The organism is Gaetbulibacter aestuarii (genome assembly GCF_039537665.1).
In the GTDB taxonomy this organism is placed as follows: Bacteria; Bacteroidota; Bacteroidia; order Flavobacteriales; family Flavobacteriaceae; genus Gaetbulibacter_A; species Gaetbulibacter_A aestuarii.
Genome location: NZ_BAABAY010000002.1, coordinates 318,624 through 331,195, shown reverse-complemented (window position 1 = coordinate 331,195; position 12,572 = coordinate 318,624). Strand labels below are relative to the sequence as shown.

Annotated in this window: 14 protein-coding genes; 3 read left to right on the top strand and 11 right to left on the bottom strand. The window is 37.0% G+C overall.

Translation table 11 applies throughout. The annotated features are described in order from the left end of the window. Window positions 1-28: 28 nt before the first annotated feature. From ABD682_RS10200 to ABD682_RS10180, 5 genes are all read right to left on the bottom strand, one after another. Window positions 29-523, bottom strand: coding sequence for a hypothetical protein (locus tag ABD682_RS10200; RefSeq protein ID WP_344741198.1), 495 nt, complete (start codon window positions 521-523; stop codon window positions 29-31). Further along, entirely contained in the window at window positions 524-1,051 is a 528-nt protein-coding gene (locus tag ABD682_RS10195) for an FMN-binding protein (RefSeq protein ID WP_344741197.1), read from the bottom strand. It lies immediately after the preceding gene. A 184-nt stretch (window positions 1,052-1,235) separates the two neighbouring features. After that, on the bottom strand, window positions 1,236-2,414 hold the full coding sequence (locus tag ABD682_RS10190) for a hypothetical protein (RefSeq protein WP_344741196.1): 1,179 nt from the start codon (window positions 2,412-2,414) through the stop codon (window positions 1,236-1,238). A 173-nt stretch (window positions 2,415-2,587) separates the two neighbouring features. Beyond that, window positions 2,588-3,451 (bottom strand): hydroxymethylglutaryl-CoA lyase, encoded by an 864-nt coding sequence (locus tag ABD682_RS10185; RefSeq protein WP_344741195.1) that lies wholly within the window; start codon window positions 3,449-3,451, stop codon window positions 2,588-2,590. An 82-nt stretch (window positions 3,452-3,533) separates the two neighbouring features. Then, a complete protein-coding gene (locus tag ABD682_RS10180) occupies window positions 3,534-4,571 on the bottom strand; it encodes a quinone-dependent dihydroorotate dehydrogenase (RefSeq protein WP_344741193.1) in 1,038 nt (345 codons plus the stop codon). Window positions 4,572-4,680: 109 nt separating this feature from the next. Here ABD682_RS10180 and pepT point away from each other — a divergent pair, with 109 nt between their 5' ends. Next, window positions 4,681-5,916, top strand: coding sequence for a peptidase T (gene pepT, locus ABD682_RS10175; RefSeq protein WP_344741192.1), 1,236 nt, complete (start codon window positions 4,681-4,683; stop codon window positions 5,914-5,916). A gap of 66 nt (window positions 5,917-5,982) precedes the next feature. On the opposite strand, the gene yajC is transcribed toward pepT, so the two are convergent. The 3 genes from yajC to nusB form a co-directional block, all read right to left on the bottom strand. Then, on the bottom strand, window positions 5,983-6,264 hold the full coding sequence (yajC, locus tag ABD682_RS10170) for a preprotein translocase subunit YajC (protein WP_344741191.1): 282 nt from the start codon (window positions 6,262-6,264) through the stop codon (window positions 5,983-5,985). Between the two features lie 12 nt (window positions 6,265-6,276). Next, window positions 6,277-6,735, bottom strand: coding sequence for a DUF1573 domain-containing protein (locus ABD682_RS10165; protein WP_344741190.1), 459 nt, complete (start codon window positions 6,733-6,735; stop codon window positions 6,277-6,279). 84 nt (window positions 6,736-6,819) lie between these two features. Further along, window positions 6,820-7,764 (bottom strand): transcription antitermination factor NusB, encoded by a 945-nt coding sequence (gene nusB, locus ABD682_RS10160; RefSeq protein WP_344741189.1) that lies wholly within the window; start codon window positions 7,762-7,764, stop codon window positions 6,820-6,822. 196 nt (window positions 7,765-7,960) lie between these two features. On the opposite strand from nusB, the gene ABD682_RS10155 reads away from it, so the two are divergent. Further along, window positions 7,961-9,712: an ABC transporter ATP-binding protein gene (locus tag ABD682_RS10155; RefSeq protein WP_344741188.1), complete on the top strand. Its 1,752-nt coding sequence runs from the start codon at window positions 7,961-7,963 to the stop codon at window positions 9,710-9,712. A 154-nt stretch (window positions 9,713-9,866) separates the two neighbouring features. Further along, window positions 9,867-10,238, top strand: coding sequence for a PUR family DNA/RNA-binding protein (locus ABD682_RS10150; RefSeq protein ID WP_344741187.1), 372 nt, complete (start codon window positions 9,867-9,869; stop codon window positions 10,236-10,238). Between the two features lie 49 nt (window positions 10,239-10,287). On the opposite strand, the gene ABD682_RS10145 is transcribed toward ABD682_RS10150, so the two are convergent. From ABD682_RS10145 to ABD682_RS10135, 3 genes are read right to left on the bottom strand one after another with little or no spacing between them, the layout of a single operon-like run. Continuing rightward, window positions 10,288-11,319 (bottom strand): 1-acyl-sn-glycerol-3-phosphate acyltransferase, encoded by a 1,032-nt coding sequence (locus tag ABD682_RS10145; protein ID WP_344741186.1) that lies wholly within the window; start codon window positions 11,317-11,319, stop codon window positions 10,288-10,290. A gap of 3 nt (window positions 11,320-11,322) precedes the next feature. Further along, on the bottom strand, window positions 11,323-12,216 hold the full coding sequence (locus ABD682_RS10140) for a bile acid:sodium symporter family protein (protein WP_344741623.1): 894 nt from the start codon (window positions 12,214-12,216) through the stop codon (window positions 11,323-11,325). Window positions 12,217-12,220: 4 nt separating this feature from the next. Then, the gene (locus ABD682_RS10135) at window positions 12,221-12,556 is read right to left on the bottom strand and encodes a tRNA-binding protein (protein WP_344741185.1); all 336 of its coding nucleotides are present in this window, start codon (window positions 12,554-12,556) and stop codon (window positions 12,221-12,223) included. Window positions 12,557-12,572: the final 16 nt, after the last annotated feature.

The window sequence follows — 12,572 nt, the reverse complement described above, 5'->3', positions numbered from 1 at the left end:
AATTTGAAAAAAAGCCGGGATTTCACTTTTAATTTCCTGGCTTTTGAAAGAGCTGAACAAAAATAATAAAGGTAGCAGCCACAAAGGAAAGCGTCATAAGCATACCGGAGATCATTACGATATAGGTCATCCAGGTGATGCCTGTCCACAACAAATAGAGTCCGCCGAACGTCGTGATCACCGAAACAAAGGGTTCAAAAATCAGAAAGCGTTTCAGTTTTTTATTCAGTCTTGTTATGGAAACCAAACCGCCAACCAAAAAGAAAATTAGGGCCATAGACAGGATATGGTTATGAACTAAGGTGAGCATTTCCTGATCACTTTTTTTGAAATGCATGACCTCAGCATTTTCATCATCCTCATTGCCGAGATATTGTTGTTCAATACCGCTGGGCTTTGCTGAAGAGGTCTCTCCTACAAACAGCAAACCTGTGTAGAACCCAACACTTAAAACAATAACAAAAGCACCGATAAGGATTTTAAGTTCTTTTGGAAGGGTTTGTATCAGGCCGTTGATTTGCATTTATAGTACGTTATTGGTGTGTAATATTTTTACAGATTCCAGAAGATCTTCCATAGCGTTGGTCATGGAACGAACGGAAATGGTTGCCCCGGAAATGGCTGACACATTATCCCCGTATTTTAGATCGTCGCCCGGTTTTTTACCAATAAATTGTTTTAGCCAACGGGTACTTCCAATTTCACCACCGTATTCTTCGCGGTAAATGAGCACTTTAGAGCCCGCTACCGTTAGATCCGGATTTAACAGCACCAAATAATCGAACTGTGCTGTTTTACTGGGTGCTTGCGCTACATATGCATAGCAGATAAGCTTTTCTCCGGATTGAATTTTAAAAAGATTATCGTTGTTGAATTTTGAAGGGACTTGTTTTTGAAGTTCCGCTGAAATGGTAATCTCAGACATATCAAATTTTTCAATTTCGAAGGTTTTCTCAATTTCTTTATCCACCCGTTTTTGAATGTATTTGGGTAAGCCATTGAACATGAATGTGACGGCTAAAGTGAGAATGTAAAGTTGTTTTAAAATCATACTACAAAAGTATTGGTTTTTTTATTAAGTGCTACTTTAAAACCCATTGGGCAAACAACAACCTTTTATGGAAGCCATCTGCCCATTGGGATGTGCGTTAGGCCTGCCTGCCGGCAGGCAGGGATTGGAGCAAGCTACCGTGTAGCGCGGAAAGCCCGACCCGTAGGGTAACGCCCAAATTATTTTAGAACCAAACGCCGATACCGAAGTTTAACTGGTTTGGCACATCAACGCCCGATTGTGCATTGTCGCGGAACTGGTAATCGCCTTTAACCACAACACCAGGTGCAATGTGATAACTTAAACCTGTGGTAAGTACCGTACGATTGTATGCGTCGTTCTCGGCTAAATTCCCGGCAGTTTCTGCATGGGTATCGTATTGCGAGTAGCGGGCGAAGGCGAACAAACGTTGCGCATTACCCTGAGGTAATAAATTGTAGGCACCTTCGATGTAGTACCCTTGTAAAACACTTCCAAGATCGCGACCGGTTAAATCGTTATAAGCATCGGTACCTGATAAATTTCCGCGTACAAATTGTCCGCGTGCTGTGAAACGCTGGTAAAGGTAACGGGCATCCAAAGCGAACATTGAAACACCAACGGTTGCTCCGGGAATATCTTCAATTTGATCTTCTGATTGGGTATCGCCGAAATAACCTGATAAACCTAAACGAAGACCCGGAATACCGTAGTAATCGAACTTCACAGATAGATTTGGACTGCTTACGGTAGACTCGATACCTTTTTGACGTCCGCCCCGTAATGCTGAAGCACCGCCCAAATTACCGTCGATACCACCCTGACCGTCTAAAGCGGTAGATTTAAATCCGTTGAAAACGTAGGCCTGATACCCTAAAGATAAGCTGTTGAAACGACCTGTTACACCGAAACCAAGCTCACGCCAGGTTGTTGGGACGATAGCACCATCCATAGCGGGACGATCTACACCATTAAAGGTTGTTGGTTCGTGAAACTCGTTGATGATTCCGAATGGCACTAACATAAGTCCACCACGAAGGTTTACATTAGGAGCCACATTATAGTTTACAAAGGCCTGCTCTACATATACTTCTTCAACGTGTTCGAACTCGATCTCTGTTACAAACTGTGTTTTATCATTGAATTTATAACCAAAAAGTAAAACGATTCGGTGTACATCCAATTGGCCATTTAAAGCCTCTGGCTGATTGTAAGTTAACTCACCATATGCTCCAACGGTAACTGATTTTCCGTAATTACCGGAAAGGATACGTTGTGCCGCGTTTAATTGTTTCTGCGGATCGAATGTAATGGAGTCTTGAACAGTTTGTGCACTGACTACAGTACCGATGAATAGAGCAAAGATTAAAGATAATTTTTTCATTACTAAGTGTTGATTTCTATTTTTATTTAGACTTATTATAAATAAACAATTGTTTGAGGTGGCAAATATAAAACACAAAATTGTTTGTCCAAAGTTTATTTAGATTAAATTTAAATAAACTTTTTAACAGGTTTTTAACGTCTTGTTTTTTAGCTGATTACAGACTAAAAAATTTAATGATAAACGGAGAAAATTTTTGAGGCTTCATTGTAAGCGCTTTCAAAACTAAGGGCATTGAGGCCGTTCGCTTTCTGTGTAGTGAAGTAAGATAATAACTTTTCAGTTGGCATATTCCCTACCAATTCATCCTTGGCCATAGGACAGCCTCCAAAACCTTGAATGGCGCCATCGAATCGTTTACAACCGGCTTTGTAGGCCGCGTCGATCTTTTCGAACCAGGATGACGGTGTGGTGTGTAAATGTGCTCCAAATTCAACGTCAGGGTATTTCGGAATTAAATTTGAAAACAAATACGTAATATTCTCCGGATTGGAAGTCCCAACAGTATCACTTAATGATAGGATCTTTACGCCCATATTAGCTAGTTTTTCGGTCCACTCCCCTACGATCTCCACATTCCAGGGATCGCCATAAGGGTTTCCAAAGCCCATGGAAATATATACGACAACTTCTTTATTGGCTTTGTCGGCAATATTCAGGATTTCCGAAAGGGTTTCTACCGATTGTGCAATGGTTTTGTGTGTATTACGCATCTGAAAGTTTTCAGAAATAGAAAAGGGATACCCCAGGTAGTCGATTTCCGGATGTTTACCGGCATCTTCTGCACCACGGATATTAGCAATGATAGCTAATAGTTTACTACTTGTTTTGCTCAAATCAAGTTGCGACAAAACCTCAGCAGTATCCACCATTTGCGGAATGGCTTTGGGCGATACAAAACTCCCGAAATCGATGGTATCAAAACCAACCCGCAACAGCGACTGAATATACTGCACTTTTTTCGCGGTAGGAATAAAGGTTTTTATTCCCTGCATCGCATCACGAGGACATTCTATGATTTTTACCGGGTTTGACATGCGTTTCGTTTGTGCTTAAAAATACTATTAATTTTTGTAAGCGCCGTAACTGTGAATTGTAATTTGGTTCAGGATTTGCTACTTAATTGGTTTTGTTTAAAATAGCTTTATTGATTGCTTTAATAAGTTTCGGACCTTCATAAATGAATCCGGTATAGATCTGAACCAGATCGGCTCCTGCTTCAAGTTTTTCAAGGGCATCTTCTGCAGAATGAATACCTCCTACACCAATGATTGGGAACGCTTTTCCACTTTTTTCTGAAAGGTATTTAATAACACGGGTGCTTCTTGCTTTGATCGGCTGACCACTTAAACCACCTTTTCCGATCGCATCAAGCTGCTCTTTTGAAGCCTTAAGTCCATCACGAAATACAGAAGTATTGCTGGCAATAACCCCATCCAGTTTCGTGGTTTTTACTAGATCGACGATCTCATCTAACTGACCATCGTTTAGATCTGGTGCGATTTTGAGTAGAATTGGTTTTTGTTTATCGAACTTTTTATTGGCTTTTTGAACGGCCGAAATGAGTTCTTGCAAATAATCCTTGTCATTTAATTTCGCGTGACTATTCACATTCGGACAGCTTACATTAAGTACAAAATAATCCACAAAAGGATGTAGCGCATTAAAACATGTTAGATAATCATCTGTATACCCTTCTTGCGGTGTTTCAGTATTTTTACCAATGTTACCGCCAATAATAATATTTCCTTTATTTTTTTTGAGTTGTTCTATGGCCGCTTGAACACCTTCATTATTAAAACCCATCCGGTTGATGATACCTTGATCATCCTTAAGTCTGAATAAACGTTTTTTCGGATTCCCTTGCTGAGCTTTTGGTGTAACTGTGCCTATTTCAATAAAACCAAATCCAAACGACGCCAATTCATTATATAACAAAGCATTCTTATCGAAGCCGGCTGCGAGCCCTACGGGATTTTTAAAGGTAAGTCCGAACAATTTCCGCTCCAGACGTTTATCTTCAACATCGTAAATGGCGCGCATTGAAGCTTTAAATCCGGGTATCTTCGAGAAAAATTTAATTAAGGAAAAAGTGAAATGATGAATCTTTTCGGGGTCGAATAAAAAGAATATTGGACGAAGAAGTGATTTGTACATCTGTTTGATTTGTGCAAAAGTACTTCGAAATAAAAAATTGAGCAATTCAAATGAAAAAAATCTCAATAGTTGTAACTTTAGAGCAAAATAAGCTATTAAAAACTACCTTATGATTTCGAAAGATCACCTTATAAAACGCTTCATCAGTTATGTAACCGTTGACACCCAATCCGATCCTAAATCTGAAACCACGCCAAGTACTGAAAAACAATGGGATTTAGCCCGAAAACTAGCAAAGGAATTAGAGACTATTGGTATGGAAGATGTGAGTATTGATGACAATGCTTATATCATGGCAACCTTACCAAGTAATGTGGATAAAGAGGTTCCTACGATTGGTTTCATCTCGCATTTTGATACCTCTCCTGATTTTAGCGGTAAAGATGTAAAACCACAAATTCATGAGAATTATTTAGGTGGCGATCTTTTGTTGAATAAAAAAGAAAACATTGTATTATCACCTGATTATTTTGAAGATTTGAGACAATATACCGGTCAGACCTTAATAACTACTGATGGTACTACCCTTCTGGGAGCAGATGACAAAGCCGGGGTTTGTGAAATTGTAACGGCTATGGAATACCTGATCCAGCATCCTGAAATTAAACACGGAAAAATTAGGGTTGGATTTACGCCCGATGAAGAAATAGGTCGTGGCGCCCACAAATTCGATGTGAAGAAATTCGCAGCCGACTGGGCTTATACTATGGATGGTAGCCAGATTGGTGAACTGGAATATGAGAACTTCAATGCAGCAGGTGTGGAGATCACGATAAAAGGAAAGATCGTTCACCCGGGTTATGCCAAAGGAAAGATGATCAATTCCATGTATATCGCCACGGAATTTATCAATTCATTACCCCGGATGGAAACTCCGGAACATACCGAGGGCTATCAAGGTTTCTTTCATTTAACTCAAATTAAAGGCGATGTTGACGAAACGAAACTTGAATATATTATTCGCGATCATGATCGCAAACACTTTGAAGCGCGAAAAGAAGTTATGATGAATCTTACTGAAGACATTAACTCCCGATACGATCATGACGTGGTTTTCACAGAGATCAAAGATCAGTATTACAATATGCGGGAGAAAATTGAACCTGTTATGCACATTGTGGATATTGCAGAAAAAGCTATGAAAGAATTGCACATTAAACCCCATATCAAAGCTATTCGAGGTGGCACAGATGGTTCGCAGTTAAGCTATATGGGACTACCCTGTCCCAATATTTTTGCAGGAGGGCACAATTTCCACGGGCGTTATGAATACGTGCCTGTCGAAAGCATGATCAAGGCTACGGAAGTTATTTGCAAGATCGCAGAATTAACTGCAAAACAATAAATTGAAAAAATAGAGCATAAAAAAAGCTTCCGTTAGGGAAGCTTTTTTTTATTCGTTTACTTTAACTTATTTTTTTAAAGCATTGAGTTTCTGACTCATTTCCATAGAAATAGATGAGCGTTCGAATTTGATCTTTCCAGACATGGTTTCGATCACACAACTATTATCATTTAGCTCAATTACTTTACCGTGCATACCACTCTTGGTAACCACTTTGTCGCCGCGTTTTAATTCTGCGTTGAACTTTTTTTCTTTTTTGGCACGTTTCATTTGCGGAGCGATCATAAAGAAATAGATCACCACAAACATTAGTATAAACGGTAAAAATTGGCCAATTCCTCCTTCCATTAGGTTTGTTTTTTAGCTGTTAGTATCTTCAGGTTTCACAAAAGCAGTGATTTTCACGACTTCCTTACCTTTTTCTGTATTTGCTGTTACTGTGATAGTTTTAGTAATTTTATTCATACCACTTGCATTGTAACGTACAGTAAACTGCCCTGATTCACCAGGTGCTAAAGGATCTCTACTCCAATTTTGAGGTACAGTACATCCGCAAGATGTTTTGATATCAGTAATTACCAAAGGTGCATCACCAGTGTTTTTGTATGAAAATGTTGTTTCAACAGGTTTTCCTTTTTCAATTTCACCAAAATCGTATTCGGTTTGGTCAAATTGCATTACAGGAAATTTTGAAGCAACTGCATCACGCTCTGCTGCAGCGCTTAAGTTAGCAGCATCTATTTTTTTAGCTGCATTTTGCTTGCATGATGTAAATGACACCAGGCAAATTGCACTTAATACTACAAGTATTTTTTTCATGTTAGAATGTGGTTTATAATTAACTAGGTAAAAGTAATAATTATTTAAAGGATTAAAAATTTTTGTTAAACCCTTAACATAATATTAGAGTAATCCGCGTCCGATTTTATTTAAAGCGTCGTTTTCGGTGTATTCTTTTACAAGTTTGTCTAAAATACCATTAATAAAGATACTGCTTTTTGGGGTTGAATATTCCTTCGCGATTTCAAGATATTCATTAATGGTTACTTTTACCGGAATGGTCGGGAAATTTTTCAATTCACAAATAGCCATTTGCAAAAGTATATTGTCAACTGTAGCAATACGATCGGCTTCCCAATTTTGCGTTTTCTCTTCTATTATTTTATTTAGATTAGAACGATTTAAAAGTGTTTTCTTGAAAAGGTCGATGGCAAACTGTTTATCATCGATGTCTTTGTATAACTTCGGAACGAACAAGGCGTCTCCACTGGATGATTTTAATTTACGCAATTGCTTCAAAATGTTTGTATTCACTATAGGGAGATCGTCCAACCACGTCAAATTTTTATCTTCCAGATAATCATACAACTTGTCATTTGGCGCGATAATTTCTTTATAAATATCTATAATGAAGGTTTTATCTTCCTTAAAATCTGAGGTTCTGGTTTGCATATATTCAGCATACAAATCACTCGATACAATAGCTTTAAAAAGGATATCAACATATTCGTTATCCAATTCCCAGTTATTGATCTTATGTGTTTCGAACTGATTTTTTAATTGTGTATTTTCAGCTAGATATTCAAAGACCTGATTATTTACGAATTTTCGGTTAGGGTTTTTATCCTCTGAAGTAGCCAGGAATTTTTTCAGTTTCTTTTGTAGATCGGAATCTGCACGTTTTTGAATCTCGAGCAATAATAAGATAAGCATCAGGTACAGTTTGTACATATTCTCAATGCTAAACAGTAAAAATTTTTGGTCTTTGGAGAAATCATCACTTTCGCCTCCTTTAAAAGCGTAAAGCGTTTGCATAACTTTAATGCGAATATGTCTTCTGTTCAGCATAATGAGTAAGAACGGTTTTTTATAGTTTTGATGCTAATATTTTCCGGGGCAAAAATACTATTATTTTAAAAATAACATGCTTTTTTAAATGGAATTGTCAGTTATATTTTAAAGTATATTTAACATTCTAAAATTCAAAGACTTCTTAAAAGTTGGTTTTAATATGTATCTTTGCTACCCTATTTGGATATGGTGAATGAAAGAACTAAAACACTTAAATAAGTACCTTTATAAATACAAAACCCATCTTATTGCCGGTATAATTATTACCATAGTTGCGCGTATATTTTTACTGTTTACCCCGCGCTATGTTAAGGCTATATTTTCGACAATTGAAAGGTATATGAATGGTGAAATTACCAAAGCGGTATTTAGAACCGAATTATTACATGACATTTTGGTTATTATTGGAGCCGCACTCGTTGGAGCCATTCTAACATTTTTTATGCGGCAAACCATTATTATCGTTTCGCGTTATGTGGAATATGATCTTAAAAATGAGGTTTATCAGCAGTATCAAAAGCTATCACTTAATTTTTATAAAAAGAATCGAACCGGAGACCTGATGAACCGCATCAGTGAAGATGTTAGTAGAGTTCGCATGTACTTTGGTCCGGCCATTATGTATAGCATTAATACGATTACACTTTTTGTAATCGCGCTTATTTACATGTTCAAAGATGCACCTAAGCTTGCAACGTACATTATTATCCCCTTACCTATCCTATCGGTAATCATTTATAAGCTAAGTAGAGAGATCCATCGTAGAAGTACTATTGTACAACAATTTTTATCGACCATTTCGGGTTTTACGCAAGAATCATTTAGTGGTATTTCAGTAATAAAAGCATATGGCATTGAAAATAAAACAGCTCATGATTTTACAGAGCTTGCCGCAGACGGAAAGCATAAACAAGTAAGTTTAGCGCGTGTTCAAGCCTGGTTCTTCCCCATGATGGTGTTGCTTATAGGAACGAGTAACCTTTTGGTTATTTACGTGGGCGGGATGCAATACATTAATGGTACGATAACCAGTTTAGGTACCATTGCTGAATTTATTATTTATGTGAATATGCTTACCTGGCCGGTAGCTACCGTTGGTTGGGTAACCTCTATTGTGCAACAAGCTGAAGCCTCTCAGAAGCGAATCAATGAATTTTTAAAAATTGAGCCCGAAATTCAAAATACTGTTACCGAACCGACAGACATTCATGGCGACATCGTTTTTAAAAATGTTTCGTTTACCTATGACGATACTAATATCCAGGCTTTACATGATGTAAGTTTCACCTTAAAGGAAGGACAAACCCTTGCTATTTTAGGAAAAACAGGTTCAGGTAAATCTACAATTCTAGACTTGATCGGACGTTTGTATGATATCGATCAAGGCGAAATCACAATTAACGGAACGCCTATTGAAAACCATAACCTGAATACCTTAAGAAGTCATATTGGCTATGTTCCTCAGGATGCCTTTCTGTTCTCTGATACCATCAAGAATAATATTAAATTCGGGAAATCTGATGCTACCGATGACGAAGTTGTTGAAGCTGCAAAAAATGCTCATGTTCATAAAAATATAGTTAAATTCAGTAAAGGCTACGATACGATTCTTGGTGAGCGTGGTATAACCCTTTCCGGCGGACAAAAACAGCGTGTCTCTATTGCCCGAGCCATTATAAAATCGCCAAAAATTCTTCTTTTTGATGATTGTTTATCTGCTGTGGATACAGAAACTGAGGAAAAGATCCTAAATAACCTTAAAAAAATCCTTATTGGAAAAACTGCAATTATCGTGAGCCATCGTGTTTCATCTGCTAAAAATGCTGATAAAATCATTGTTCTTGAGGATGGTAAGATTATTCAGGAAGGAACGCATGACTCCCTAGTAAACGCTGAAGGTCATTATAAAGATTTGTATTTAAAGCAACTCAGTAAAACGGAGTAGATCGCCATAATCTCAATGCGCTATTCTTTTAATAAATCTCAATAATCAAGTTCAAAAGAAAAAGAAAATTAATAAAATGTTGGTTAATTTCACTTTTTTTTAGATTTTTGGTACAACACATAAAACACTAACGCATAATTAATGACATATTGATATGATGGAGAAAGAGGAGATATTTTCTAAGGTATTAAGAGCCGGAAGACGGACCTATTTTTTTGATGTAAGAGCGACCAAAGCGGATGATTATTATTTGACCATTACAGAAAGTAAAAAGTTTACAAATGATGATGGTTCATTTCACTACAAAAAACACAAAATTTACATTTACAAAGAGGATTTTGCTGAATTTAAAGAAATTCTTGCTGAAATGACTGATTTCATCATCAATGAAAAAGGTCAGGAAGTGATTAGTGAACGTCATCAAAAGAATTTCAAAAAAGAAACGGAGGATGCTCCTGAGGTCGCTGAAGCTGATGTTAATAAATCGGCTGAAAGCTTTACTGATATAGATTTTGAAGATATATAACTGAAGGCTCTAAAATAACTTAAACCGTTACATTTCATGTAGCGGTTTTTTATATTTTAACAGTAAGCAGATCCAGAGTGAGAATCACAAGAAAAAATAATAAACCAACGGCTAGATTAAAATAAACCGTTAACAAAATAATTCCAAAAATTATCCAAACAGGCACTAAACTAATGCCTATGGCAAAGCGGAAGGTTCCAATGAACTCGGGTGAAGCCACCTTTGGTTTTACCAACAAATGCCAAACCAGATAAGGCCCAAAAAGTAACATAGCTAAAAGCCATTTAAAAACGTGCTTAATGAAAAATGATTTCTTAACTGTTTTTATTTCGGATGTGATTCTGTTAGTAGAAATCACGTCATTCACATGTTTGGGGTTTAAATAAGAAATTCTGTGCTTCTCTAATATTTTCAAGGTCGTGTCATAAGAATCGGGCGGAATATGCGTAGTTAAATTTATAAGTTCCTCATGTACCTTGACTTTAAGATCTAACACCGATTTATTTTTATCCTCTGAAATAATAGATTTAGCTTCAAACGATGCTCCAAAAAATATGGCAGCGGAATCACCAAAAGCTGTAGCCTTTTGATAATTAACACCCACTGGAATCATTTTTATATCGGTCTCCGGGTAACGCTCTAAGGTCTCGAATATAATTCGGGTAAACCCTTTACTTAAAGGTCTAACGGTGCGGTTTAAATTATGATTCCCTTCAGGAAAAAGGGCAATGGCTTCATTGTTATGCAACAACTCAGTACAATTTTCGAATATAGCCGCATTGTTTGATAAATTAGACCAACCGTCCCTGATTCGGTATATTGGGATCAATTGCAAACTTTTCAACGCTCTGGTAGCTATCTTATTCTGAAATACACTGGCTCGCGTTAAAAAATAACAAAACCGCTTTGTACTAACCGCAATTAACAGGGCGTCTAACAAGGCATTTTGATGATTTCCTAAAAACATCAGTGGTTCATTAGCTGGAATATCTCCCTTTTTTACAACTTCAATCTTCTTATAATAGAAAAATAAAGCCAGCTTCAAATATAACCGAACGCTATGTAACCACAATGTTTTCAAATATTATGTTTTTTTAGACCAGTAGGTTGCTAGAGTTAAACCTGAAATAATATGCCATATTCCCCAAAAAGCAACTAGAATAGCCATCCCGCCCAGACCTTGAAAGAATGTAAATATCAACAAAAGACCAAGACCAGAATTTTGAATACCGGTTTCTATAGCGATTGTTTTCCTGTCTTTTAAATTTAATTTGAACAAATAGGCAACAGCCAATCCAAGCACAATGGCCAAAATATTATGACTAATACCTAAAACCAATACATGCTGAACATAATTGTAAAAAACATCTAAATTATTCATAAAAGCGATCACAACGATAGCAATAAAAATAAGTATTGAAATTGGTTTTAAAAACTTAGAACATTTTACGGCGAATACCGGTTTCTTAAATCGGATAAACATGCCTAATATCAAAGGGATGCCAAGAATAAGCGACACCACTTTTAATAATTCCCAGGGATTTAATTCTACAGATTTTAAAATTATCGCTGTTGGTTTATATAATTGTCCGTAAAGCTCAAAATTAAAAGGCGTCATGATCACTGCCAATGCTGTTGCAAAAGCAGTTAAACTTACGGATAAAGCTGTGTTCCCCTTGGCTAAATGCGTCATAAAATTAGAAATATTACCGCCCGGACATGCGGCAACCATGATCATTCCTAAGGCAATACTAGGTTGAGGATTCACCAAACTTACCAGTAAAAAGGTGAAAAATGGAAGTAATACAAATTGAGATAATAAACCCACCAGAACTAATTTGGGTTGTCTCATCAAAATTTTAAAATCATTTAAGGTAATATTCAAAGCCACACCAAACATAACAATGGCCAGAGCAATATTTAAGCCCAAAAGCGCACCGGCATCAAAATTTATCTTTACGGCATCAAGGTCCATCATCGGCTTAGGAAACGACACTGCCGTTTTTTACTTTGTTTTCAGGATGAAGTAGGATTACCTTTTTGTTATTAACGGCGCCTAAAACCAGGCATTCGCTCATAAAGTTGGCTATTTGCTTCTTTTCAAAATTCACAACGGCAACAATTTGGCGATTCAGCAGATCCTCTTTCGTGTAAAGGTCGGTAATCTGGGCTGAAGATTTTTTCACTCCTAAAGACCCAAAATCGATGGTGAGTTGATAGGCAGGTCTACGTGCTTCAGGGAAATCATTAACTTCAATAATAGTACCTACGCGAAGGTCAACTTTAGAAAAATCGTCGAAAGATAAGGTTGGATTCATTTTTTAAAAATACAAA

Bases quoted from the DNA above. Each gene is read 5' to 3' on its own strand.
- ABD682_RS10200 (WP_344741198.1), bottom strand. From the start codon at position 523: ATGCAAATCAACGGCCTGATACAAACCCTTCCAAAAGAACTTAAAATC.
- ABD682_RS10195 (WP_344741197.1), bottom strand. From the start codon at position 1,051: ATGATTTTAAAACAACTTTACATTCTCACTTTAGCCGTCACATTCATG.
- ABD682_RS10190 (WP_344741196.1), bottom strand. From the start codon at position 2,414: ATGAAAAAATTATCTTTAATCTTTGCTCTATTCATCGGTACTGTAGTC.
- ABD682_RS10185 (WP_344741195.1), bottom strand. From the start codon at position 3,451: ATGTCAAACCCGGTAAAAATCATAGAATGTCCTCGTGATGCGATGCAG.
- ABD682_RS10180 (WP_344741193.1), bottom strand. From the start codon at position 4,571: ATGTACAAATCACTTCTTCGTCCAATATTCTTTTTATTCGACCCCGAA.
- pepT (WP_344741192.1), top strand. From the start codon at position 4,681: ATGATTTCGAAAGATCACCTTATAAAACGCTTCATCAGTTATGTAACC.
- yajC (WP_344741191.1), bottom strand. From the start codon at position 6,264: ATGGAAGGAGGAATTGGCCAATTTTTACCGTTTATACTAATGTTTGTG.
- ABD682_RS10165 (WP_344741190.1), bottom strand. From the start codon at position 6,735: ATGAAAAAAATACTTGTAGTATTAAGTGCAATTTGCCTGGTGTCATTT.
- nusB (WP_344741189.1), bottom strand. From the start codon at position 7,764: ATGCTGAACAGAAGACATATTCGCATTAAAGTTATGCAAACGCTTTAC.
- ABD682_RS10155 (WP_344741188.1), top strand. From the start codon at position 7,961: ATGAAAGAACTAAAACACTTAAATAAGTACCTTTATAAATACAAAACC.
- ABD682_RS10150 (WP_344741187.1), top strand. From the start codon at position 9,867: ATGATGGAGAAAGAGGAGATATTTTCTAAGGTATTAAGAGCCGGAAGA.
- ABD682_RS10140 (WP_344741623.1), bottom strand. From the start codon at position 12,216: ATGATGGACCTTGATGCCGTAAAGATAAATTTTGATGCCGGTGCGCTT.
- ABD682_RS10135 (WP_344741185.1), bottom strand. From the start codon at position 12,556: ATGAATCCAACCTTATCTTTCGACGATTTTTCTAAAGTTGACCTTCGC.